At 67.2% G+C, this 23,598-nt stretch carries 24 protein-coding genes; 19 read left to right on the top strand and 5 right to left on the bottom strand.

From position 1 onward, the window contains the following. Window positions 1–206: 206 nt before the first annotated feature. The 3 genes from SBI20_RS12600 to SBI20_RS12590 all read left to right on the top strand — a co-directional run bounded on the left by SBI20_RS12600 (window position 207) and on the right by SBI20_RS12590 (window position 2,699). Complete coding sequence (locus tag SBI20_RS12600; protein WP_317975349.1) at window positions 207–668, top strand: helix-turn-helix domain-containing protein; 462 nt, start codon at window positions 207–209, stop codon at window positions 666–668. After that, window positions 668–1,117: a terminase small subunit-like protein gene (locus tag SBI20_RS12595; protein ID WP_317975348.1), complete on the top strand. Its 450-nt coding sequence runs from the start codon at window positions 668–670 to the stop codon at window positions 1,115–1,117. The genes SBI20_RS12600 and SBI20_RS12595 overlap by 1 nt, the downstream gene beginning before the upstream one ends. Window positions 1,118–1,184: 67 nt before the next feature. Further along, the gene (locus tag SBI20_RS12590; RefSeq protein WP_317975347.1) at window positions 1,185–2,699 is read left to right on the top strand and encodes a terminase; all 1,515 of its coding nucleotides are present in this window, start codon (window positions 1,185–1,187) and stop codon (window positions 2,697–2,699) included. Window positions 2,700–2,809: 110 nt separating this feature from the next. On the opposite strand, the gene SBI20_RS12585 is transcribed toward SBI20_RS12590, so the two are convergent. Beyond that, on the bottom strand, window positions 2,810–4,258 hold the full coding sequence (locus tag SBI20_RS12585; RefSeq protein ID WP_317975346.1) for a methyl-accepting chemotaxis protein: 1,449 nt from the start codon (window positions 4,256–4,258) through the stop codon (window positions 2,810–2,812). 260 nt (window positions 4,259–4,518) lie between these two features. Here SBI20_RS12585 and SBI20_RS12580 point away from each other — a divergent pair, with 260 nt between their 5' ends. The 14 genes from SBI20_RS12580 (at window position 4,519) to SBI20_RS12515 (ending at window position 17,016) form a co-directional block, all read left to right on the top strand. Further along, window positions 4,519–4,716 carry a hypothetical protein gene (locus SBI20_RS12580; protein WP_317975345.1) on the top strand — a complete coding sequence of 66 codons (198 nt, stop codon included), beginning with the start codon at window positions 4,519–4,521 and terminating at the stop codon, window positions 4,714–4,716. Next, the gene (locus tag SBI20_RS12575; RefSeq protein WP_317975344.1) at window positions 4,709–6,397 is read left to right on the top strand and encodes a portal protein; all 1,689 of its coding nucleotides are present in this window, start codon (window positions 4,709–4,711) and stop codon (window positions 6,395–6,397) included. The genes SBI20_RS12580 and SBI20_RS12575 overlap by 8 nt, the downstream gene beginning before the upstream one ends. Window positions 6,398–6,706: 309 nt before the next feature. Next, window positions 6,707–7,360, top strand: coding sequence for a hypothetical protein (locus SBI20_RS12570; protein ID WP_317975343.1), 654 nt, complete (start codon window positions 6,707–6,709; stop codon window positions 7,358–7,360). 12 nt (window positions 7,361–7,372) lie between these two features. Continuing rightward, on the top strand, window positions 7,373–8,389 hold the full coding sequence (locus tag SBI20_RS12565; RefSeq protein ID WP_317975342.1) for a major capsid protein: 1,017 nt from the start codon (window positions 7,373–7,375) through the stop codon (window positions 8,387–8,389). A gap of 89 nt (window positions 8,390–8,478) precedes the next feature. Continuing rightward, window positions 8,479–8,907 (top strand): Bbp16 family capsid cement protein, encoded by a 429-nt coding sequence (locus SBI20_RS12560; protein ID WP_317975341.1) that lies wholly within the window; start codon window positions 8,479–8,481, stop codon window positions 8,905–8,907. Between the two features lie 230 nt (window positions 8,908–9,137). Further along, on the top strand, window positions 9,138–9,788 hold the full coding sequence (locus tag SBI20_RS12555; protein WP_317975340.1) for a hypothetical protein: 651 nt from the start codon (window positions 9,138–9,140) through the stop codon (window positions 9,786–9,788). After that, window positions 9,785–10,435 (top strand): hypothetical protein, encoded by a 651-nt coding sequence (locus SBI20_RS12550; protein WP_317975339.1) that lies wholly within the window; start codon window positions 9,785–9,787, stop codon window positions 10,433–10,435. Before SBI20_RS12555 ends, SBI20_RS12550 begins: the two co-directional genes overlap by 4 nt. Then, window positions 10,435–12,243 (top strand): phage tail protein, encoded by a 1,809-nt coding sequence (locus SBI20_RS12545; RefSeq protein WP_317975338.1) that lies wholly within the window; start codon window positions 10,435–10,437, stop codon window positions 12,241–12,243. The genes SBI20_RS12550 and SBI20_RS12545 overlap by 1 nt, the downstream gene beginning before the upstream one ends. Next, complete coding sequence (locus tag SBI20_RS12540; protein WP_317975337.1) at window positions 12,240–12,737, top strand: hypothetical protein; 498 nt, start codon at window positions 12,240–12,242, stop codon at window positions 12,735–12,737. Before SBI20_RS12545 ends, SBI20_RS12540 begins: the two co-directional genes overlap by 4 nt. Further along, window positions 12,737–13,234: a hypothetical protein gene (locus SBI20_RS12535; RefSeq protein ID WP_317975336.1), complete on the top strand. Its 498-nt coding sequence runs from the start codon at window positions 12,737–12,739 to the stop codon at window positions 13,232–13,234. Before SBI20_RS12540 ends, SBI20_RS12535 begins: the two co-directional genes overlap by 1 nt. A gap of 48 nt (window positions 13,235–13,282) precedes the next feature. Next, the gene (locus SBI20_RS12530; RefSeq protein WP_317975335.1) at window positions 13,283–16,150 is read left to right on the top strand and encodes a right-handed parallel beta-helix repeat-containing protein; all 2,868 of its coding nucleotides are present in this window, start codon (window positions 13,283–13,285) and stop codon (window positions 16,148–16,150) included. A 4-nt stretch (window positions 16,151–16,154) separates the two neighbouring features. Next, entirely contained in the window at window positions 16,155–16,451 is a 297-nt protein-coding gene (locus tag SBI20_RS12525; RefSeq protein WP_317975334.1) for a hypothetical protein, read from the top strand. Next, window positions 16,448–16,684: a hypothetical protein gene (locus tag SBI20_RS12520; RefSeq protein WP_317975333.1), complete on the top strand. Its 237-nt coding sequence runs from the start codon at window positions 16,448–16,450 to the stop codon at window positions 16,682–16,684. The genes SBI20_RS12525 and SBI20_RS12520 overlap by 4 nt, the downstream gene beginning before the upstream one ends. Window positions 16,685–16,731: 47 nt before the next feature. After that, window positions 16,732–17,016, top strand: coding sequence for a hypothetical protein (locus SBI20_RS12515; RefSeq protein WP_317975332.1), 285 nt, complete (start codon window positions 16,732–16,734; stop codon window positions 17,014–17,016). A gap of 64 nt (window positions 17,017–17,080) precedes the next feature. On the opposite strand, the gene SBI20_RS12510 is transcribed toward SBI20_RS12515, so the two are convergent. After that, the gene (locus SBI20_RS12510) at window positions 17,081–17,512 is read right to left on the bottom strand and encodes a VOC family protein (protein ID WP_317975331.1); all 432 of its coding nucleotides are present in this window, start codon (window positions 17,510–17,512) and stop codon (window positions 17,081–17,083) included. Between the two features lie 102 nt (window positions 17,513–17,614). Next, the gene (locus SBI20_RS12505) at window positions 17,615–18,358 is read right to left on the bottom strand and encodes an SDR family oxidoreductase (RefSeq protein WP_317975330.1); all 744 of its coding nucleotides are present in this window, start codon (window positions 18,356–18,358) and stop codon (window positions 17,615–17,617) included. Window positions 18,359–18,464: 106 nt separating this feature from the next. On the opposite strand from SBI20_RS12505, the gene SBI20_RS12500 reads away from it, so the two are divergent. Together SBI20_RS12500 and mtgA are read left to right on the top strand one after the other, a co-directional pair. Continuing rightward, window positions 18,465–18,854: a winged helix-turn-helix transcriptional regulator gene (locus SBI20_RS12500; RefSeq protein WP_317975329.1), complete on the top strand. Its 390-nt coding sequence runs from the start codon at window positions 18,465–18,467 to the stop codon at window positions 18,852–18,854. A 45-nt stretch (window positions 18,855–18,899) separates the two neighbouring features. Then, entirely contained in the window at window positions 18,900–19,628 is a 729-nt protein-coding gene (gene mtgA / locus SBI20_RS12495; protein WP_411911525.1) for a monofunctional biosynthetic peptidoglycan transglycosylase, read from the top strand. 87 nt (window positions 19,629–19,715) lie between these two features. Here mtgA and SBI20_RS12490 read toward each other — a convergent pair whose 3' ends face one another. Then, the gene (locus tag SBI20_RS12490) at window positions 19,716–22,319 is read right to left on the bottom strand and encodes a TonB-dependent receptor (protein WP_317975328.1); all 2,604 of its coding nucleotides are present in this window, start codon (window positions 22,317–22,319) and stop codon (window positions 19,716–19,718) included. A gap of 365 nt (window positions 22,320–22,684) precedes the next feature. Next, the gene (locus SBI20_RS12485) at window positions 22,685–23,521 is read right to left on the bottom strand and encodes a metallophosphoesterase (RefSeq protein ID WP_317975327.1); all 837 of its coding nucleotides are present in this window, start codon (window positions 23,519–23,521) and stop codon (window positions 22,685–22,687) included. Window positions 23,522–23,598 lie beyond the last annotated feature (77 nt).

Genomic DNA, 23,598 nt, shown 5'->3' with positions numbered 1-23,598 from the left:
CCTCGCGATGGGAGCAGGAATTTCCCTTGGCAGATGCGGTATTTTTCCTTTTTTTGAATCGCAATTTAGGAAAAACGCTGCAACATCGGCGGCATCTTGGCTTGGAATGTAGGATTTTTCCTTTATCCAAAGATCAACGCCAGCCGGAACCTGCTCCCCGCCTTGAGCTGGCTGGCGCCCTTCACGACAGATTGGGAGACCTGCCGATGACCGATTCGCGATCCGATGCCGCGTGCCCTGAAACCCCGTCCGCTGCCTCCCCCCGTGTATCGCCCCGCGTGAACCTCGCCGGGCTGACCTGGACCGAACGCACCACCTACCGCGCGCTGGAAGAGGCCGCGCGCAACGGCGAGCCCTGCCCCAGCAACATCGATATCGAGATGCTGTGTGGCTACAATTCGTGCTCGATGGGGCCGGTCATGGTGAAGCGGCTCGAACGCAAGGGGCTGATCCGGGTCGAGCGGTTCCAGCGCTATCGCATCGTCGAGATCGTCGCCACGGGCGAGCGCACCGCGCGCAGCGAGGCCATGAAGGCCGACTGGCCCCATGTTCCCAAAGGCGCACGCACGTCGCGACCGACCGACCGCAAGCCCTATCGCCAGCCGCGCGAGCGCGCCCAGCCGCAAGGTGGCTCCAAAGGGGGCGGCTCCCAGGGAGGGGAGGCCTGATGGCGCGGGCCCGCAAGGCCGAGCGCGATCCCGCGCTCGTCGAGGCCCTGCTGGGGGGGCTCGCCGAGGGGATCACCTTGCGCAAGCTGTGCCGCCGCCACGGTGTCTCGCCCGCGCTGGTCCATCGCTGGCGGCTGGAGGACAAGGATTTTGCGCGCACTTTCGCGCTCGCCCGCGAGGCCGGGTTCGAGGCGATTGCCGAAGAGGCGCTGGAAATCGCCGACGACGATGCACAGGATTTCCTCGAAAAGGAAAAAGCCGATGGCTCCACCACGCTGGCCAAGAACCCCGACAATGTCGCGCGGGCAAGGCTGCGCGTGGAGACGCGATTGAAACTGCTCTCGAAGTGGGCTCCGGGGAAATATGGCGAGGGCGCCGCTGCCGGTCCGGCCCCGGACTGGAGCGAGCGCCTGGCCGCCGCGCGGGCAAGGGTGCTCAAGGGGCGTTGATCGCTCGCGCCTCCCTTCGCTGCGCGGCCTGCCTTCGCCCCTCTCCTGCGCGCATGAAGGACCCGGCATGAGCAAGACCCCACAAGCGGCCCGATCTTCCTCTTTGGCGGATGCCATCGGCGGCTTTACCCACGATCCGCTCGGCCACGCGCTGTTTGCCTATCCGTGGGGCGAAGGGGCGCTGGCGGGGATGAACGGCCCGCGCGCCTGGCAGCGGGCGGTCTTGCAGGAGATCGGCGCCCATCTGGCCGATCCGGCCACGCGCCATGCCCCCTTGCGGCTGGCGCGGGCCTCGGGCCACGGGATCGGCAAGTCGGCGCTGGTGGCGATGGTGGTCAAGTGGGCGCTCGACACCTGCCCCGATACGCGCGTGCTGGTGACCGCCAATACCGAAAGCCAGCTCGACACCAAGACCGGGCCGGAAATCGCCAAGTGGGCGAACCTTGCGTTGACGGCCGACTGGTTTCGCCAGACCCGCCGCGCGTTGACCGCCACCGCGCCCGGCCACGAGCAGGGCTGGCGCTGTGACCTCGTGACCTGGAGCGAGCACAATACCGAGGCCTTTGCCGGGCTGCACAACCAGGGCAAGCGCATCGTGCTGATTTTCGACGAGGCCAGCGGCATTGCCGATACCGTCTGGGAAGTGGCGCTGGGCGCGCTGACCGATGCCGATACCGAGCTGATCTGGCTGGCGTTTGGCAACCCCACCCAGAACACCGGGGCCTTTCGCGCGTGCTTTGGCAAGCACCGCGCGCTCTGGCGTACTGCGCAGATCGACGCGCGCACGGTCGAGGGGGTCAACCACGCCTATCTCGACGAGCTGGTTGCCGCCTATGGCGCGGACAGCGACGTGGTGCGCGTGCGCGTGCGCGGGCTGTTCCCGTCGAGCGGGTCGATGCAGTTCATTCCGCTCGATCTGGTCGAGGCGGCGCGCACCCGCGACGTGCCGCCCGGCCTGCCCAGCGATCCGGTGATCTTCGGGGTCGATTGCGCGCGCTTTGGCGATGATGAAAGCGTGCTGGCGATCCGCTGTGGGCGCGACGCACGCAGCCGGGCCTGGAAAGCCTGGCGCGAGACGGACGCCATGCGCCTGGCAGGCGACATCGCGCTCGAAGCCCAGCGCCACCGGCCCGACGCGATCTTTGTCGACGCAGGCAATATCGGGGCCGCGGTGGTCGACCGGCTGCGCCAGTTGCTGGGGGACGTGCCGGTGATCGAGGTCTGGTTCGGGGGCAAGGGCCGCGAGGCCGAACTGGAGCCGGGCGTGAGCGTGCCGACCGCCAACAAGCGCGCCGAAATGTGGACCCGCATGCGCGCCTGGCTGGCCCGCGCCGCCCTGCCCGACCACGAGCGGCTGCGCGACGACCTGATCGGGCCGACATATGCGTTTGCCGCCGACGACACCCGCATCCAGCTCGAACGCAAGCCCGACATGAAGCGGCGCGGCTTGCCCAGCCCGGACTGGGCCGATGCGCTGGCCTGTACGTTTGCCGAAGCGGTGGGTCCGCGCGCGCGCCCCGCCTGGCTGGAGCCTGCCCCACGCGACGACGATGGCGCGGGGCGCTATGGCGAACTGGGCTGATCGCGCGGGCCGGCGCCCTTCCGAAACCTGAAAACGAAAAAGGAAGGGACTGACGGTCCCTTCCTTTCTTGTGTCCGATACGCAGGTTCGCTTCTGGCCGGTGGCCGGGGTCAGAACTCGCTCCAGTCGTCCTGCGCGGGGGCAGCCTTGAGGGCCGTGGCGCCGATGGTCTGCGGGCGCGGCGCGGCAGCAGCAGGGGGCGGTCCGGGCAGGCGCGGCGCCGCAGGCGACGGGCTCGCAGGCGCGCTGGATACCGGCTTGGGCAACTTGGCCGGAGCCGGGGCCATGGTGGTCATCGGAGCGACAGGGGCCCGCGTGGCCGTGGCGCCGTGGCGGCTCGACAGGTGGAAGGCGCCCACGATGTTCGACATGCGGCCCGCTTCATGGGTGAGCGCGTGCGAGGCCGCTGCCGACTCCTCGACCATGGCCGCATTCTGCTGGGTGAAGCGGTCGATCTCGGCCACCAGATCGTTGACGTGTTGCAGGTTGCTGGCCTGGGTCCGCGCGTTCGAGACGATCGTGTCGACGAGGGTGCTGATCTCGCCGACGCGGGTGGCAATGCGCGAAAGCACCGTCCCGGTATCGCCGACCAGCGCCACGCCATTGGCGACCTGCTGGCTCGATGCGGTGATCAGGGCCTTGATGTCGCGCGCGGCGTCGGCGCTGCGCTGGGCGAGCGCGCGCACTTCGGTGGCAACGACGGCAAAGCCCTTGCCCGCATCGCCTGCGCGGGCGGCCTCGACCCCGGCGTTGAGCGCGAGCAGGTTGGTCTGGAAGGCGATCCCGTCGATCACGCCGATGATCTGGTTGATTTCGCTGGCCGAGCGTTCGATGGCGGCCATGGCCTCGACCGCACGGGTGACGACCGCGCCACCGTCGGTGGCTTCATGGTGCGCCTCGCCCACCGAAGTCTGGGCCTCGCCCGCCGAGCGCGCGGTATCCTTGACCCCTTCGGTGACGGTGGACATCGCCGAGCTGGCATCCTGAAGGCTGGCGGCCTGGCGGATGTTGCGCTGCGAGAGGTCGTCGGCGGCGCGCTGGATTTCCTGGGCGCTGGTCAGGACCGAACTGCTGCTGTTGTTGATCGCCCCCACGGCGGTTTCCAGCGCCTTGGCCGCGCCGTTGAAATCGCGCCGGAGCTGCTCGTAGGCCTCAGGGAAGACCGTGGTGATCTGCACGGTCAGGTCGTTGCCCGCCAGCTTGCCCAGCGCCTTGGTCAGCGCGTCGACGACAAGCTGCTGGACCTCGCGGTTGCGCTGCACGGCCTCGGCATTGTCGCAGAAGGTGCCCATGGCCCGGCTCATCCGGCCCACGCAATCGGAATAGTCGGTAAAGCTGATCGGGCTCGTGGTGTCGCCTGCGGCCAGCGCCTCCATGCGGGAAACCGTGGCAACATAAGGGCGGCAAACCCGCTCGCCACCGGCCATCACGATGGCCAGATGGACGATCCCGGTCAATCCGACAGCGACCAGCCCGGCCCATACCGGCAACACATCGAGCACGACCGCGCCCATCACGGCCAAGGCAATCGCGAAGCACAAGGCATGGCCCATGGTCATGACACGGAACTTTTCGCGAATCGGCGCCTGTTTTTCAAACCACTCCAGCACAGCTCACTCCATCCCAGGCCGCACGCGATCCGCGCGTGTCGGGCACGAGGGGGACATTAGCGTGCCAAGAGTCCAAGCTTGCTCCACCAGGCGATAAGGAAAACACCCTAAATCCAAAGACCCATCGCCACGGGCTCAAAGCCCCGGCGATTCAAAGCCCGGAGCCCGCGCCATACAAGCACCTTCGATCCACGAAAGGTGCCCCCTTGATGTGCAGCACGCCCACCATCCCCACGAGCCCCGCACGGCAGAGCGCAAGGTTGCCAGACCAGGGCGCCCCCGCGAGTGCGGTTGACAGCACGCGCTGGCGCCGCGCGATCCTGGCCGGAATGGTCACCTCGCCCCAGGGCGTGAGCGGGGCCGCGCGGGTAACCTCGACTTTGCTGGGAGGAGGTTCGCTTGGCTGATTCCTCTCCCGCCACCAACCGTTCGCTGCGCGCCCATGGCGAGGCGCGGCTGGCCGTCCTCAAGTCCGTCCGGCAGGACTACGAGGCCGAAGCCGGGCAGATCGCCCGCTTCGCCCAGCCCGCACGCTCGCGCTTTCTGGCCCAGAGCCGCGACCGTTCTGGCGCGCGGCGGCGCCAGTGGAACCGCACGCTGTTCGACCCTCACGGGATCGAAGCCTTCCGCACGCTGACCAACGGGATGACCTCGGGCCTGTCGAGCGCCTCGCGCCCGTGGTTCGCGCTCAAGACCGCCGACGACGGGTTGATGGAGGCCGATGGCGTGCGCGCCTGGCTCTCGGCGGTCGAGCGGCGGATGTATGCGTTCCTGGCCTCGACCAACTTCTATGGCGCGGCCAAGTCGGGCTATGGCGAAATGGGCCTGTTCGGGACCGAGGCCTGCGTCATGGTCGAGCATCCGCTGGCAGGGGCCGTCTGCCATGCGCTGACCTTTGGCGAATACTGGATCGCGCTGTCCGACGCGCTCGTGCCCGACACGCTCTATCGCACTTGTCCGATGAGCGTGAAGCAGGCGGTCGAGACCTTCGGGCAGGCGGTCTCGCCCACGGTGCGCAATCTCTACGACCGCAGCCAGTACGAAGTGCTGGTCGAAATCTATCACGCCATCGAGCCCGACCCCGACCACGACCCCAACCGGTTTGGTTCGAAGGCCTGGCGCAGCTTCTACTGGGAAGCAGGCGCGCGCGGCGACAGCGTGCTCAAGGTGGCGGGCTACAACGAGCAGCCGTTCTGGGCGCCGCGCTGGGACGTCGTGGGCGGGGATACTTATGGCCACAGCCCCGGCATGGAGGCGCTGCCCGCGCTGCGCGAGCTTCAGATGCAGGCCAAGCGCCGCAACGAGGCCATCGACATGATGGTCAAGCCCGAGAAGATCGTGCCGCCCGGTATCAAGCTGACCGGCGAACCGGGCCGCACCGTCACCGCCTCGGGCCTCGACCGCGAGGGCGTGCTGATCCCCTATCAGATGCCCTATCAGGCCGTCGCCGCGATCGGCGAGGAAATGGACAAGTGCCGCCGCCAGATCGACGCGCTCTCGTTCGCCGACCTGTTCAACGCGATCACCAACATGGCGGGCATCCAGCCGCGCAATGTCGAGGAAATCGCCAGCCGCAACGAGGAAAAGCTGACCCAGCTTGGCCCGGTGATCGAGCGCGTGGCGGGCGAAAAACTGCAAGTGGCGATCGACCGCACGTTCGCGATCCTGAGCCGGGGCGGAATGCTGCCCCCTGCCCCGCCCGCGCTGGCAGGCCATGCGGTCAGGGTCGAGTTCGTCTCGATCCTCCAGCAGATGCAGCGCATGGTCGGCATTGGCCAGATCGAGCGGGTGGTCGGCTTTGTCGGCAATCTGGCGGGCGCGCATCCCGAGGTGCTCGACCGGATCGACTTCGACGAGGCGCTCGACGAATATGCGTGGCGCGCGGGCGCCCCGGCGCGGATCCTGCGCCCGGCGGGGCAAGTCGCCGCCTTGCGGCAGGCCCGTGCCCAGGCCGCGCAAGAAGCGCAGCAGGCCGCCCAGATCGGCCAGATGGTGCCCGCCATGAAGGATGCGGCCGCCGCCGCCGAGCTGCTCTCGCGCGCGGACGTGGGCGGGGAAAGCCTGCTCAAGCGGCTGATCCAGCCGTGAGCCTCCCGCTTTCGCCCCTTCCGCTCTCACTCGCGCGCGAGGATGCCGCCGCGCTGCTCGCGCTCCCCGCGTTCCGCCGCTTCCTGCACGCGGCGATTCAAGCGGCGGGAATCCTCGGGCATCACGCTCCTGTCGGCGGACAGGGTGGCCGCGACCTGAGCTTCCTCGAAGGGCGCCGCAGCCTTGGTTTCGAGCTGATCGCGATGATCCATCGCGGACAGGACGAGGCCCTGCGCGCCCTCGACCCCACCGGCCTGTTCACCCTTTCCGCCGCGCTTTGCGCCGCCCTTCCCAGCAAGGACACTGCCCTTGAGCGACCCCGCACCGCCTCTTCCGGCACCACCTCTTCCGGCCCCGACACCGCCCGTTACGACGAGCTTCCCGGCGACGAATCCAACCGATCCGGTTCCCGCGAGCAATCCCGCGTCCGCTGATCCGGCTCTTGCCGATCCGGTCCCTTCCGCTCCGGCTTCCGGCGTTCCCGAACACTATGCGCTCGCGCTCGAAGGGATGACCCTCGATGCCGGGCTGATGCAGGACGCCGATCCGGTCCTGCGCGAACTGGGCCTGTCGAACGAGCAGGCGGGCAAGCTGCTGCCGCTGGCGCAAGGCGTCATGGCGCGCACGCAGGAAGCCCTGCTCGCCCAGTTTCAGGACGCCGCCGCCGCGCAGAAGCGCGCCTGGGCCGAGGAATTCGCCGCCGATCCCGAAATCGGCGGGCCCCATCGCGCCCAGAGCGAACATCTGGCCGCGCGCGGTCTCGATGCGCTGGGCTTCACGCCCGACCATCCGTTTCGCCAGGCCCTGGCCGACAGCGGCTTTGGCAACCACCCCGACATGATCCGGGCGTTCCGCCGTCTGGGTCAGGTGCTGGGCGAAGACAGCGGTTTTGCCCGCTCGCATGCCGGTTCGGCCTCGCAACGCCCGGTGTGGGAACGCCTCTATCCCCAAGACACGCAGTAAGGAGATCGCTTCATGGCCATTCTCGGCGCAAGTTACTGGAACCTGATCGACGTGCTCAAGACCGGTGGCGACGGCCTGGGCGACGTGGTGGAGGCGCTCACCCAGCTCACCCCGTTCATGAAGGACGCCAATGTCGTGGCGTGCAACAGCGGCACCGAACATCGCTCGACCATCCGCACCGGGCTGCCCTCGGTCTCGTGGGGGGCGCTCTATCAGGGCATCGCCCAGTCCAAGGGCAACTATACCGAGGTCAAGGACACCACCGGCTTTGTCGAGGGGCTGTCCTCGGTCGATGAACGCCTGCTCAACCTCAAGCCCGCGGAAGCTGCCAAGCTGCGCCTGGTCGAAGGTCAGGGCTTCCTCGAATCCATCGCCCAGACGGTCGACAGCGCGATCTGGTATTCCGACGTCAAGGTCAACGGCAAGCAGTTCCACGGCCTCGCGCCGCGCTACAACGCCCTGTCGAACGCCAATGTGGTGAACGGCGGCGGCACGGGCAGCGACAACACCTCGATCTGGTTCGTCACCCATGGCGACATGCAGACCAGCGTGATCGTGCCCGATGCCGTGCCCGCCGGGGTCCAGCGCGAGGACATGGGGCGCCAGCGCGTGCTCGATGCCAATGGCAACCCCTACTACGTCAAGGAAGAGAAGTTCACCCAGCACCTTGGCCTGTGCGTCAAGGACTGGCGCTTCAACGGACGCATCGCCAATATCGACACGACCGACGTGGTGGCCGGGACGGTCGCGCTCAACCCGCTGCTGCGCAAGCTCTACTACAAGCTTCAGGGCCGCCGCGCCTATCACATGGAGCGCGAAGGGCAGGTCAGCCCCGGCCGCACCGTGATCTACATGAACCGCATGATGCTCGAAGCCCTCGACGCCGAGACCAACAATGGCCGTTCGGGCGTGGACAACTTCGTGCGCCTGACGCCCATGGAAATCCAGGGCGAGGAAGTCATGACCTGGCGCGGCATCCCGATCCGCGAGACCGACGCGCTGATCTCCACCGAAGCGCTCGTTTCGTAAACCACACCGGTTCCCCCCGGCTGGGCGCTGCCCGTTCCCCCCTTTGCGGGCGGCGCCCCTTTTTTTCCCCTTTTGCGAAGGACATGTGCATGATCCTCGACACTTCCCTCGTGCTCAGCGACGCACAAGGCATCACCGCCTCGGCGGCCTCGGCCAACGTGATCGATCTGGGGCCGACCGGCACGCCGTTTGGCGCGAACGCCACCCTCGGGCGCGACATTGGCCGGGGCCGCGACATCGACCTTGCCGTCAGCGTGCGCCAGACGTTCGCCACCCTCACCAGCCTGACCGTCGCGGTCCAGACCTCGCCCGACAACGCCACCTGGACGACCATCGCGAGCGGCGCGGCCGTTCCGCTGGCCAGCCTCGTTGCCGGCTATCAGTTCAAGGTGCCCGGCGAGATTCCCGAAGGCACCAATGCGCGCTACCTGCGGCTCTATTACACCGTTGCCGGATCGGCGGCGACGGCGGGGCAGATCAGCGCAGCGGTGGTCGCCAGCCGCCAGACCAATCTGTAGAAAAGAAAGAGGAAACCCGGGGGCCATCGCCCCCGGACCCCCGGGAGCTGGTGCTTGCTGGCAGGCCCAGCTTGGCCACCAACACAGCGCGGCCCAAGATAATGGGGTGAAGGGGCCTTTGGCCCCTTCGATTTCCCCTTTCCCTTTTTCCCCTTCCCCTCCGTCAGGCCTGCGGCCTGCCACCTCCCCGCCTTGCGGGGAGGATCGGAGATTGTCTCAGGGAGTCTGCCATGGCTCAGCTCATCGATATCTGTAACCGTGCGCTGGCGCTGATTGCGGCCGGGCAGATCGCCGATCTGGCCGAAGGCTCGATCGAGGCGCGCGAGGCGGCACGGTTTGCCCCGTCCCTGCTGGCCGAGCTGGCTGACTGGGCGGACTGGCCCTTTGCCCGCGCGCGGGTCGTGCTGGCGCAAGTGGCCAACGACCGGCCTGCCGAATGGCTTTTTGCCTATGCCCTGCCCACGGCCATGGCCCGGCCCATTGCGGTGCGCGCAGTGGAGGCCGATGCGGCCAGCCTGCCGCTGGGCGGGCCTTTTCCGTTTCCCGTGCAGGATGCGCTGCCCCTCGCCTTCCTGTGCGAGGGCGGGCGGCTCTATACCAATGTGGAGACGGCTGCCCTTGTCTATGTGCGCGGCAATCTGGGCGCGGCGGAGCTGCCGCCGCTGGTGGCGCGCGCGTTCGAGCTGGAACTGGCCGCGCGGCTGGCGATCCCGGTGAAGAAGGACGCCAGCGCCGCGCAGAGCCTGTCGCAGGCCGCCGAACTCGCCCGCCAGCGCGCCATTGCCGCCGAGGCCAACAAGCCTTCGGCCCGGCCCGCGCGCTTTGTCAGCGAGGCGGAAATGGCGCGCGCGGGGGTCTCGTTTCCGGGAGAGTGGGCATGAGCGGCTTTCGCACGGCCCAGGCCAATTTCTGCCGGGGTGAACTGGGGCCCCAGCTTTACGGGCGCTTCGATGTCGATGCCTGGGGCACCGCGCTGCGCCGCGCGCGCAATGTGATCGTGCTGAAATATGGCGGGCTTTCCAAGCGCCCCGGCACGCAACTGGTCGCCGAAGTGCTCGATGCCAGCCAGCCGGTGCGGCTCGTGCCGTTCCAGTTCTCGCTCGACCAGACGTATGCCCTCGAAATGGGGCAAGGGTATCTCAGCCCTTGCGCGATGGGCGGACGCCTTCTCGAAGAGGAACTGGCGATCACCGCGATCAGCAACGAGGAACAGGCCCTCGTCGCGATGGACTGGCACGGACTGGCTGTCGGCGACTTGCTCTATGTGACGGGCTGCGAAGGCGAAATCGGCGCGCTGCTCAACGGTCGGGCCTGGCCGGTGCGCGCGGTGGTCGACGCAAACCATCTGCGCATCGCCGCCGATACGCGCGACCTTGCCCCCTTCACGGCCTGCGCGGGTGGATCCACGCGCACCGCACCGCCCGTCGCCGCGCCCCCGCCCAGCGTGCCCCCGGTCACCGCCGCGCCCACCCCGCCGGTGATCTATTATGGCGGCTCGGGCCGCTTCGGGAGAGGAGAACTCAACTGATGGGCGGCGCACGCATCACCCGCATCGGATCGCCCTTCAACGGGGTGGAACTGGCCGATCTCGATTTCGAACAGACCGCTGATACGCTCTATCTGGCGCATATCGACCATCCCCCGACCAAACTGGTGCGCGCCTCGCACACCGACTGGTCGTTCCACGCTGTCGATTTTGCCCCGACGCTGGCCGCGCCTGCCACCTGCACCGCGAGCGCGACGGTCGCCAACACCGACAGCGCCAACCAGGGCGCGGCCTATTTTCCGCAGCTCGCCAGCTATTGCGTGTGCGCGGTAAACGACGACACCGGCATGGAAAGCCGCGCCAGCACAGAGGCCACCGTCACCAACGATCTCTCGCTCAAGCGCAACTTCAACACGGTGAGCTGGAGCCCGGTGGCCGGGGCCAGCCGCTACACCGTCTACAAGGCCGACAACTCGCAGTTCTTCGGCTATATCGGCACGACGCAGGCAACCAGCTTGCGCGACGACAACATCACCCCCGCGCTCGACCGTGCCCCGCCGCGCGCCAGCAATCCGTTTGCCGGGCCGGGCGACTATCCCTCGACCGTCGCGCTGTTCGAGCAGCGCGCGGTCTGGGCGCGCACGCGCAATGTGCCCCACGGCATCTGGACCACGCGCAGCGGCCAGCTTGAAAACATGGACCGCTCGCGCCCGCTGCGCGCCGACGATTCGATGGCCTTTGCGATTCAGGCCGGGCGGGTCAATTCGGTCAACCAGCTCGTCGCCACGACCAGCCTGCTCGCGCTGACCTCCGACAGCGTGTTCCGCATCGATGGCGATGGGTCGGGCGGGGTGCTCGACGCCACGCGCGCGCCCGCCGCGCGGCGCCAGATCGGGCGCGGATCGTCGCGCCTGCCGCCGCTCGTCGTCGACAATGTCGTGTTCTACCAGCCGGGCGTGGGCCATAGCGTGCGCACGATCGGCTATGATTTCACCATCGACGGGCTGAAATCGAACGACGTGTCGATCTTCTCGCCGCACTTCTTCGAGAGGATGGGCATCGTTTCGTGGTGCTATGCCCAGGAGCCGCGCAGCCTGATCTGGGCCGCGCGCGAGGATGGCGCGCTGCTGTGCCTGACCTGGGAGCAGGAGCAGAACGTCTGGGGCTGGACCTTGTGCGAGACGGACGGGAAAGTCCTCTCGCTCTGCGCCATTCCCGAGGGCGGGGAGGACCGCGTCTACCTCGTCGTCGAGCGGATGGTGGAGGGCGTCGCGCGGCGCTTTGTCGAGCGCATGGCCAGCCATGACTGGAGCGACATCCGCCAGACATGCTTCCTCGATTGCGCGGTCTCGGGCACGTTCGACACGCCCCGCACCAGCTTTTCCGGGCTCTGGCATCTCGAAGGGCGCAGCGATGTGGCCGGCCTCGTCGATGGCGTGGCGGTCATGGGGCTGAGCGTGTCGCAAGGCACGCTTGTCCTGCCCCCGCACATGGACGGGGCCACGCAGGCGACCTTCGGCATTCCCTACACGGTCGATATCGAGACCCTGCCGGTGCGGCTGACCACGCAAGGGGGCACCACACTGGGGCGTCGGCAACAGGTCGCGCAGGCGATCCTGACGCTGGCCGATACCCGCCAGATCGAGGTCGGCATCGATGCCAATGCCCTGTTCCCGCTCAAGGCCCGCAAGGGCGAGGCCTGGAGCACGCCCGACGCGCTGATGAACGGCGACTATCCGGTCTCCGTCGGCAACCGCGCGGGCGATGAATGCACGTTGTGGCTGCGCCAGAGCGCACCGCTGCCCTTCACCCTGCTGGGGATCGCGCTCGACGCGGTGGTCGGCGGGTGAACCGGCGGATCAATCTGCCCCTTGAAATCGTGCCTGCGCGCGCGCGCCACATCGGGTTTCTGGCGCGGCACATGCGCGCGGTCGACCGGCGCGAATGCGCCGCGATGATGGGCCGCGATCCGCGCGGAAGCCTGCGCCATGCCCTCGCCGCCTCGACCCAGGCCTGGACCGCGCTGGTCGAAGGGCGCCCTCACGCGATGTTCGGGCTGGTGATCGAATCGGCGCTGACGGGCCGGGGCGTGCCCTGGTTTCTGGGCACCGACGAAGTCTGGCGGCACCCGCGCGCGCTGCTGGCCATCGGGCCGCAGGTTCTCTCCACGATGCACGATTCAAGCCCGACCCTCGCCAACCTAGTCTCCGCCGACAACGCACCGGCGATCCGCCTGCTGCAAAAATGGGGATTCACCGTGAACCAGCACACCATCCTTGTGGGAGGCCTGGCCTTCCGTCCGTTCGAGCGCGTCCGCCTCCCTTCCATGCAGGAGAAGGCCTGATGTGCGGCCCCGCGCTTCCCCTCCTCGCCGCCGGGCTCGCCGTCGCGCGCACCGGCATCGGCACGATCAGCGCCATGCATCAGGCGCAGGCCCAGCGCGAAGCCGCGCTGCAACAGGCCGAGCAGGAACGCGCCGCCGCCCGCGATGCGCAGGACGAAACCGCCCGCGCGCTGGCCGACCAGTATCGCGCGATGGCCGCCACCGAGGGGCGCCAGCGCGTGGCCGCCGCCGCCGGCGGGGTCAGCGTCGATTTCGGCACCGCGCGCGAGGCCATCGACAGCACCCGCCTGACCGGCACGGCCCGCGCGCAGGACATCGCCGCGCAAGGGGCCAGCGCCCTGCGCCAAAACGATGCCGCCGCAGCGCAGGCCATGGGCCGCGCCAGCATGGCCGCCACGCAAGGCCAGACCGCCTTGTGGAACGGGGTGGTCGACATGGGCCAGTCGGTCCTTTCGGGCGTGCGCCAGTATCGCGCGCTGCGCAGCCGGATCGGCTGAACGCGCGCGCGTCTTCCCCTTCCCGTCTTTCAAAGGAACCTCGACCCCATGGCCGTGAGCACCACCAATGCCTATGACGGGCCGTTCAGCGCCAATGGCGTGACGCAATCGTTTCCCTTCACCTTCACCGCCCAGACGGCGGGCGATGTCGCCGTGCTGCTCAACGACCAGCCGATCATCGGGGGCTATTCGGTCGAGCTTTACGAAGGGGGCGGCGGCACCGTCACCTTTCCGGTCGCCCCCGGCCCGGGCAGTCTGGTGGTCTGGCTCGATCCCGATTTCACCCAGACGACCGCCTTCGAGAACGGCTCGGCCTGGCTGGCAGCGCCCGTCAACCTCGCCAACGATCGCGCGGCGCTGCGCGATCAGGCGCTCTCGCGCGATCTCAACCGCTGCATGCGCATGCCGCTGGGCGAAAGCGCGGGCACGCTGCCGTCCGCCTCGCGGCGGCGGGGCAAGTTCCTGTCGTTTTCGAGCATCGACGGCACGCCCAGCCTGGCCGACGCGGTGACCACCGATGCCCAGTTGCGCGCCGATGTCGCCTCGGTCGACGCCAACAAGGGCGCCACGCTGGTCGGCACGAGCGGCGGGGGCACGCTCCAGCAGCATCTCGACCGCACGACCCTGCCCAGCGTGGCCGCGCTGCTGGCCTCGCCCCTGCCCGCGCGCGGGGCGGGCACGATGTGGCGCGCGGGGCCCTATGCCTATCTGGAGGCAGCGCCCCTGGCCGCCGACCAGCACCTGACCACCGCGGGCGGGGTCAAGCTCTATGCCGTGCCCGAAGGGCGCACGGTCTGGGCCGAGCAGTTCGGCGCGGTGGGCGACGGGGTGACCAATTGCCTGGCGCAGATCCAGCGCGCGGTGAACACCGGCTACAACGTGATGCTGGGCGCGGGCGCGTTCAACATCGGCGCGGGCGCGATCGTGCCGGTGCTGGCCAACCAGGCGATCAGCGGGGCCAATGCGGGCACGCGCATCCTCTACAGCGGCACGCGCGCGATCTCGATCCGCCCGGCGCAGGGGATGACCGGCGCGGCGATGTTCACCACGTTTGCCACCAACTTGCGCGTGGCGCGGATCTATTTCCAGTACACCGGCACGAGCATCGGCAACGCGAGCGCCTATGCCGTGCGGGCGATCAACGTGCGCGGGCTGACCGTCGAGGACTGCGAGTTTCAGGACTGCGGGTTGCTGTTCGTGGCCATGGAGGCAGAAGAAAACAAGACCTACGACCGCACCACCGGCTCGACCACGGTCGATCCGGCCGTGCTCGCCGGGTTTTCCGCCACCGACATCAACGACCTCAACGAGCACATCTATGTGCGCCGCAACCGCAGCTGGAACACCGTCTATGGCAGCGGCGGCGTGCGCATCAACTGGGCGCGCTATGGCGAGATCAGCGACAACGTGCTGGGCTACAGCAATATCTCGTGGTGGGGTGGCGCGGCCGGTTTCGCGCAAGGGGGGGCCGTGCAGTTCCTGCGCCGCTTTGCCCATTTCCGTATCACCGGCAACTATTGCTCGTGGAACAACGGCGGCATCTACGGCAACAACGGCGAAAGCGTGATCGTCGCCAACAACACGCTCGAATATGCTACCGACACCGCGCTCGACTTCGAAGGGTGCAGCAATTGCCTGGCGATCGGCAACACGATCCGCCATTTCGGCAATTTCGCCTGCTCGGTGTTCTATGCGGCGCTGAACATCGCCTTTCGCGCCAACACCATCGAATGCACGCTCGAAGGCGCCTCGACCGCCGCACGCGCGGGCGCGACCACTTACATGCAGAGCGCGCCGATCACCGGCTATGCCGACGCGGGCAACGGGACCACCAAGGTCACCGTTTCGGGCGACCTCGACATCCAGACCGGCCAGCAGGTGCTGATCACCGAGATCACCCCCACGCCGCTTACCGTCACGCGTGTCTCGGCGAACGAATTCATCGTGCCGCTGGCCTGGAACGCGGCCCTTGCGGGCGGCTATCTGCGCTATCAGCAGGGGCGCACCTATTTTCAGGCCATCGCCGGCAATTCGACGACGCTGGCCTCTTCTGTTCAGGAAGTGGTCGAATTCTCGGGCAATGCCGTGACCGCGCGCGACGGATTGATCGGCCGGACCGGCGACGGGCCGACCGACCTCGTCGTGGTCTCGGGCAACATGCTCACCAATTGCGTGATCCACCTGACCTACGGCCTGGGCGGAACCAAGATTGTCGAGAACAACCGCCTGATGTTCAAGAGCGCCACCGTGCCCCCGCGCGGCAACTATGCGCTGATCGACATGCAGGGCCACCGCACGCGCGGCAGCGTGAGCGACAACCAGATCGTGCTGGCTTCCGCGCTGGCCTGGGTTCCGGCGGGCAGCGCGGCGATCAACGCAACGGTCAGCGCCTATACCCCGGCGGCAATCCTCACCTCGATCGAGCGCAACCGGATCCTCGTCGGCTCGGGCGCGAGCGTGGCGCTCGGCATCAACCATTCGTCCGAGAACACCCACCCGGCCTATGACGCAGTGGCGCGGATCACCGGCAATGTCGTGCCCTCTGCTGCCGATGTCAGTCCGGCGGGGACTTGCGCGACCCTCTGGCGTGACAATATCGCCCCGACCGGCCTCTCGCTCGACCGGCAGACCCTCGTGCCCGCCAACGGCAGCACGGTGACGCTCGGCGCGATGGTTCCGGCAACCTACCTCAACCACACCGCCGCGCTCGCCAGCCTCACCCTCGCCCTGCCGGTCGATCCGGCGGACGAGGCGGTGTTCCGCGTGACCAGCCGCGCAGGCGTTACCGCGCTCACGATCACCAATGCCACCACCGGCACCCCCACGGTCTATGGCACCGCGCCCACTGCGCTCGCCGCCGGACAGACCGTGCAGGTGCGCTTCGCCAAGGCCCTCAACGCCTGGATCTGGGAGTGATCCGATGACCGATGCTGCCCCGACGCCCTCCGACTATCCGGCCCTCACCTGCCAGTGCGGCGCGACCACGCTGACCGACCGCGATGCGGCGCCCCTGTGCCTGGGCTGTCCTTCATGCGGGACGGCCTTGCGCCTGCGGGGCCCCTGGCCCCGGCCCGAGCCGCACAATCCCGGCCCGCGCGACCGCGATGATCCGGCCAGCCCGGTCGTCTGCCGCGTCTGTGGCCAGCCCGATCCGGCCGTAACGGCACAGGCAGAAACACCGCTCGCCGGAGACGCTTTCGCAGGCGGTGGGGCATGACCGCGCCCACCCATTCCGACCTCCACCGGGACATCGGCCGCATGGAAGGACGCCTCGACGCCATGGAACACCGCCTCGCCCAGATGGTCGCCACGCTCGAAAGGATCGACAGCCGCCTCGCCACGATCGAGACGCGCGAAAACGAGCGGCGCGGGGCCTGGGTCGTGCTGGTGGCGCTGGGCAGCCTGCTGTCCGGGCTGGTGGCATGGGGCGTGGCAACGTTCGTGCGCTGAAGCACGCCGTCCCGTCCGGCACGCGTCCCGTTTCAAGGAACTTTGCCATGACCGATGCCATGACCAATACTACGCCCGTTTCCGGCCCGCTGCGCATTCCGGCGTCCCCGTTGCGCACGCAACTGACCACGGCCCTGCATCAGGCCCTGCCGCCGCTGATCGCCTTCGCGCTCGGGCGCGGCTGGCTGGCCGACGATACCGCGACCTTGCTGGTGGCGCTCATGGCCATCGGCGGGCCGATCCTCGACGACCAGCGCCGCACGCTCGCGCGCAGCCGCGCGCTCGCCCATCTGGCCCGCGCCGTGCCCGACAGCGTGGCCGTGGTCTGTTGAAGGGGCTGAAGGCCATGCGCCCCCGGCACCTGTGCGGCACCGGGGGCGCATGGCAATCGCGTTCTTACCAGCTGCCGGTGTTGGGCATCGAGGCCCAGGGTTCGGCCGGTGCGAGGTGGGTGCCCTTTTGCAGCAGCTCGATCGAGATGCCGTCGGGCGTCTTGACGAAGGCCATGTGGCCGTCGCGCGGGGGACGGTTGATCACCACCCCGGCATCGGCCAGCGTCTGGCAGGTGGCGTAGATATTCTCGACCCCGAACGCCAGATGGCCGAAGTTGCGCCCGCCGGTATAGGTTTCGGCGCTGCCGTCCTGCGCGGGCCAGTTCCAGGTCAGCTCCACTTCGCAATCCTGGCCGGGCGCGGCCAGATAGATCAGCGTGAAGCGGCCCTGTTCGCTCGAAAAGCGGCGGGTTTCCTCCAGCCCGAGCAGGTTGAAGAAAGCGACCGTCGCATCGGGATCGGTCACGCGGATCATGGTGTGCAGGAACTGGGTCACGTCAGGGGCTCCATGGATGGCGGGTCTTGCCTTGCCCTCACAAATAGCGGGCAAGGCGGGAAAACCCAATCCTCAAAGCCGATTGCCTCAAAGTCGATTGCCTCAAAGTCGATTGAGCATGGCAAAGGTCTGCTCATAACGCCCCTCGCGCTCGGCATTGCGCAGGAACAGGGTGTTGGGCACGCAGACTTCGGCAGGCGTGGGCACTTGCGCGAACAGGTCCATCGTCTGGGCGATATAGGTGGCCAGCGGCAGATAGCCCTCGCGCGTGGCCTGCCCCGGTGTGATGTCGGTCTGCACGCCGGGGGGCGCCAGTTCGATCACCTCCACCTTGCCCGCCAGCGCGACGCGCAAGGACTGGGTATAGGAATGGAGCGCCGCCTTGGTGGCATTGTAGGTCGGCGCGATCACCAGCGGCACGAAGGCCAGCCCCGACGAAACATTGACGATCGCCGCATCGGCCTGTCCTGCCAGATGATCGACGAGGGCGTCGGTCATGCGGATCGGGCCAAGCAGGTTGGTGGTGATCATCGCCTGCGCATCGCCCAGATCGCGCGCCGTGCCGATCTCTTCATAGCGCATGATCCCGGCATTGTTGACCAGCACGTTTAGCGCGGGAAAACGCGCCACGACCTGGGCCGCGAACGCCGCGATGGCCGCCGGATCGGTGACATCGAGGACCATGGCATGGAGCCCCTCGCGCCCGGCGACGGTTTCCTCCAGACTGGCCAGGGTCCGCCCGGTCACGATCACGACATTGCCCGCATCGTGCCAGGCATGGGCCAGCGCCCGGCCAATGCCGGTGCCACCGCCGGTGACGAGAATGGTGTTGCCGCTGGTTTTCATCGCAAGGCTCCTGAAGGGAAGAAAGGAGGGAGAGGGAACAGGCCCCCTTTGTGAACCCCATGCTCCCCGATGGAAAGAAGGCACCCTTTCGTGCCATACTTACCCGATGGATAGTGACCCTTCGCCCAACCCGCGCATCGGCGCCCTCGTCAACGACCTGATCGGCGCGGTGGCCGACAAGTGGACGATGCTCGTGCTCGAAGACCTTGAGGAACACGGCACCGCGCGCTTCACCGCCATCGGGCGCCGCCTGCCCGGCATCAGCCAGAAGATGCTGACCCAGACCCTGCGGCGCATGGAGCGCGACGGGCTGGTCACCCGCACCGTCCACCCGGTGGTGCCACCCCATGTCGACTATGCCCTCACCCCGCTGGGCGAAACACTGGGCGAGGCATTCTGCGGGGTCTGGATCTGGGCGAAGGCCCATTGCGACAAAGTGGAGGAAGCCCGCCAGAGCTTCGACCAGCGCGCCGCCGATGCCCTTATCCGGGGCTGATCGGGGCTGATTGATCCGCCCGCTGCGGCGCGGCATAACAGGGCCATGTTCAAGCAGCTGATGCCCACGCGCCCCTCCTCCACCAGCCGGTCCTCGCACAGGTCTTTCGCCGTCCGGCTGATCGGGTGGGCGGGCAAGGCCGTGCTCGCCTTCGTGGTGATCAGTCTGGTCTGGGTGGTGATCACCAAGTGGGTGCCGGTGCCCTATACCGCCACGATGCTGATGGATGGCAACGGGGTGACCAAGGACTGGACCCCGCTTTCGCGGATCGACCGTTCGATGGTCGATGCGGCCATTGCCGGCGAGGATTCGCGCTTCTGCTCGCACAGCGGCTTTGACGGGCAGGCCATGCTCCAGGCCTTCGAGCGCAACCAGCAGGGCGGGCGCATCCGCGGCGGCTCGACGATCAGCCAGCAGACCGCCAAGAACGTCTTCCTGTGGCAGGGCGGCGGCTATTTCCGCAAAGGCCTCGAAGCCTGGTTCACCGTGCTGATCGAAAAGATCTGGGGCAAGCGGCGGATCATGGAAGTCTATCTCAATGTCGCGGAGACCGGCATCGGGACCTATGGCGTGGAAGCGGGCGCCCAGCGCTATTACCACAAGGGCGCCGCGCATCTCTCGCGGATCGAGGCCGCGCGCATCGCCGCCGCCTTCCCCCAGCCCAAGGTCCGCGAAGTGACCGGCGCAAGCGGGCGCCAGCGCCGCCACGGCAATGCCATCGCCGCGCGCTCGGCCGTCGTGCGCGGGCAATACGACGTCTGCGTCTACAACTGAGCCTTTGGCGTTCCATAAAAAACCCCGGCGCACCCGTGAAAGGGTGCGCCGGGGCAATTGGCCATCAGATTCTGGTCACGCAGGCGATCAGAAGCCGAAGCTGATCGTGCCGATCACCGTGCGCGGCGGGCTGATCTGGGCATAGGTGATCGGGTTGCCGTTGGTCGCCTGGCTGATCAGGGTCCCGTCGAAGCCGCCCACGTAGGTCACGTCGAACAGGTTGGTCACGTTCATCTGGAAGAACGTGCGCTCGTTGAACATCGAGGAGATCTTCGAGAGCGCCAGCTTGGCGTCGAGATCGACGGTGGTATAGGCCGGGGCCTTGGCACCGAAGATCTGCACGCGGCCACCCTGGTTCACGTAGAACGGCAGGTTCTGGTCGTTGACATAGCGCGGACCAGTGCGCTTGGCCTGAACGCCCAGCGAGAACGGCCCGACCGTGCCATCGACGCGGCCACCGAAGGTGTAGACCGGGGCACCCGATTCCCGCTTGCCAGCCGTCTGGTAGAAGGCCTGGCCGCCTGCGGCGGTGCAGCCATACATCTGGAGCGTGACATTGGTGGCCGTGCACGAACCGCCGTCGACGTTGTCGCGGATCTTCGAGTGCAGGTACGACCCGAAGACGTAGATCGACAGGTCCTTCATCGGCGCATAGGCCAGCGAGCCGTCGAAGCCATACTTGTCGACGCGGCCCAGGTTGCGATAGATCGTGGTGTTCAGATCGCGGTCATAGGCCGAAGCGAGGCGGTTCTGGTAAATCGTGTACCAGGCCGAAGCCTGGGCCATGATCTTGCCGGTGCGATAACGCACACCCAGATCGAAGTTGTCGGTGGTTTCCGGATCGGGCTTGGCCGAAGCATTGCCCACCGGGAAGTAGAACGACTGGTACAGGTTATCCGTACCGGGAACCTGCATGCTCTTCGAGTAGTTGAAGAACACGCTGGCCGCGCGCGAGAGCGAGAGCGTCGCGCCGACATTGGGCAGCGGGCGCGAATAGGTGAACACGCGCTGCTGCGGCACGGCATAGCCCGAGACGGGAAGCCCGGTGGTGGGGTTCACGACATAAGGGTTGGCCGCAGCAAAAGCGGCATTGGCATCGCTCGAAGCGAAGCACGCATAGCCGCCGGTCGCATTGGTGAAGCAGTTCTGGTTGAGGTTACGCTTCAGGAACGGCACGCGCAGGCCTGCATTGAGCGTAACCGGGCCGAAGTGGCCGCGATATTCACCCGAAACCTGATGCAGGATCGCATAGGACAGGCGGTTGCGGCGCTCGACCGCATTGCCATAGACATCGGTGATCGGGCTATCGACCGGGAAGGGCGTGGAGGCAAAGCCGCTGTCGTAGAGACGGCCGAACTCGGCGGTCTGCTGGTGACGGCCACGGTCATAGGCATAGGCGATGCGGATCGTGTGATCCTTGGTGATGTCATAGCGCAGCGAGGCGTTGAGGCCCAGGCGCACGGTCTTGGTCTGGCTGGGGGCCATCAGGCGCGCGGTGTCGAGCGCATCGCCGTCGCCGTTGACATCCTTGCCGAAGTAGTAGGTCGAACCGTTGTAGCCGGTGATCCCGCTCACGCCGTTGATGGTCGTGGTCCGCTCGCTCACGGTATAGGCCAGCGTGCCGCCATTGGCGCTCGTCCACTGGATCGACGGGTCAACCGTCAGCACCAGCCCGTCGGCCAGGGTGAAGCGGCTGCTCATGCGGATATTGGCGGTGTCGGAGGGGTTGATGCGATATTCGTAGTCCGAACCGCACGTGCCCGCCACGTCGGCCACGCCAGCCACCGGCGCGGGCAGGACGCAACGCGCGGTCTGGTAGAAGCGCTCGTCGCCATAGAGCGGGTAGCGGTTGCCCGAACCGGCACCGACCACGCGCGAACCGTTGTTCATCGTCCACAGCGGCGACGAACCGAAGGCGTTGTTGCGGTTCTTGTTGTAGTGACCGGCGATCGAGATGAAGTCGCCGTTGCTGCCCAGCGGCTGGTAGACCTTGAAGTTGAACTGCTTCTTGTCGATCTTGCCCAGGCCGCCATAGACGGCATCGTTGGTCGCGCTCGACGCGGCCAGCCAGGCGCGCAGGCCACCGGCGGTCAGGTTGCCGGTATCGACTTCGCCGAAGATGCGCATGAAGCTGTATTCACCGGCCGAAGCCAGCACGCGGGCGTGGAAATCCTCGGTCGGGGTGCGCGAGAGATAGTTGACGGTCGAGCCGGTAGCCGAAGCCGTCGGCGAGTCCACGTCGGTCGTGCCCAGGTTCACGTTGACCTGTTCGATCAGCTCGGGGTCGAGCTGCTGGTTCGAATAGAGCGCATAGCCGCCGGTATCGTTGAGGGGGATACCATCGACGGTCTGCGAAATGCGGGTGTTGTCGAAACCGCGAATGAACAGCTTGCCGCCCGACGAACCGAACGGGTCATTGTTCTGGAAGCTGACGCCGGGGACCAGGTTGATGATGTCGTTGATCGACTGGCCGGGAACCTGGTGGGCGATGATCGTCTGATCGAGGACCTGCTTGGCCTTGGGCGTATCAGGCAGCTGGAAACCGTTGACCGACTTGGCGTTGCGGGCGCTCACGACGATGGACTGCTGTTCAAAGTCGAGCGAGCCGGTGGACTGGGCAAGGGCGGGCGTGGCAACAAGGGCCATTCCCAGCGCCAGCGCAGAGCCGGCGTAAAGAGTCGAGCGGTGCATTGGTGTCCCCATTGCAATCATGATGGCCGCCGCAGATGCCGGCGACCGGTTGCATCCTCCCCACCAGCCACCGGATTTCCCGATGACCCAGCAAGGAACCGGCCTGCCCACGCGGGAGCGCGGGCAAAGGCCGACACCAAGGCCTGACGGTTTTTGTGTGACACTGAAATGACAAAATTTCGCACACCGTCTCATTCAATTTCGAACGAGGAACGATAGCTTCACGCAAGCACCATGAAACGCATGGTTAATTACAAAAAAATCGCGAAAGCCCGAAATTTACTTTCAATTGTGACTTGCTCGCAACGGCAGCAAAGTTTTTCGCCACCGCAAAACGGCCCTGTCCGGCAGCCTGCGTGCGCCCTTCAGGCGGCCACATCCTCGCGCGGTTCCCCGCATATGCCAAGCACCCAGCGACCGGCCCCTTCAAGGCCCACGGCGGTCAACCGCCCCGAGGCATAGGCCCCGGTATCGATGCCGATCCGCAAGGGCAGGATCTCGGCCTCGGGGGTGATCGTGTGGCCATGGACCACGGCGAAATCGCGCGGGGTGCTGCTGCCGAGAAATTCGCCGCGAATCCAGCGCAAGTCGCTGGTCGCCTGCGCTTCGAGCGCCACACCGGGCCGGATCCCGGCATGGACGAAAAGATAGTCGCCGATGCGCACCTGATCCTCCATCGCCCGCACGAACGCGATATCCTCCGCCGGGACCAGCACGGGCATGGCCTCGCGCAGGTCCTCAAGGGTCATGCGTGCATAATCGTGCGGATCAAGACCATAGCTGAGCAGCGTCTCGCGCCCGCCATGCCGCAGAAAATGGCGCAACACCTCGTCGCTGTCGAAGGAATCGAGGAACATCTCCTCGTGATTGCCCGCCAGAATGCGCAAGGGGCGTTGCCGGGCCCAGTTCCGGGCCCGCGCGATCACGCCCGCGCTGTTCTCCCCCCGGTCGATCAGGTCGCCCAACAGCACCACACATGTCCGCGCCGGCCCCCGCGCGAGATCATCGGCCTCGATCCGCGCGATCAGCTGCTCGAACAGGTCCAGGCGTCCGTGAATATCCCCCACGGCATAGACCCGCTCCCCTTCGGGAATATGGGGCACAATGGCCGAGGCAGCCGGATGCGAGCCGGAAAACAGGGATTTGAGCTTCTTCAACATGCGCAGGGCACAACAGTCATCGACCGGGATATAGGGCTGCATGGCAGAACAACACAAGCGTTCCTGCCACCCTGCCCCCGCGCAAACCGTCCCTGCCCGGCAAAAGGCCCGCGCCGGAA

This window comes from Novosphingobium sp. IK01 (assembly GCF_033242265.1).
Lineage (GTDB): Bacteria > Pseudomonadota > Alphaproteobacteria > Sphingomonadales > Sphingomonadaceae > Novosphingobium > Novosphingobium pituita.
Note: the sequence above shows the minus strand (reverse complement) of the source record. Positions and strands in the feature narration are given on the sequence as shown.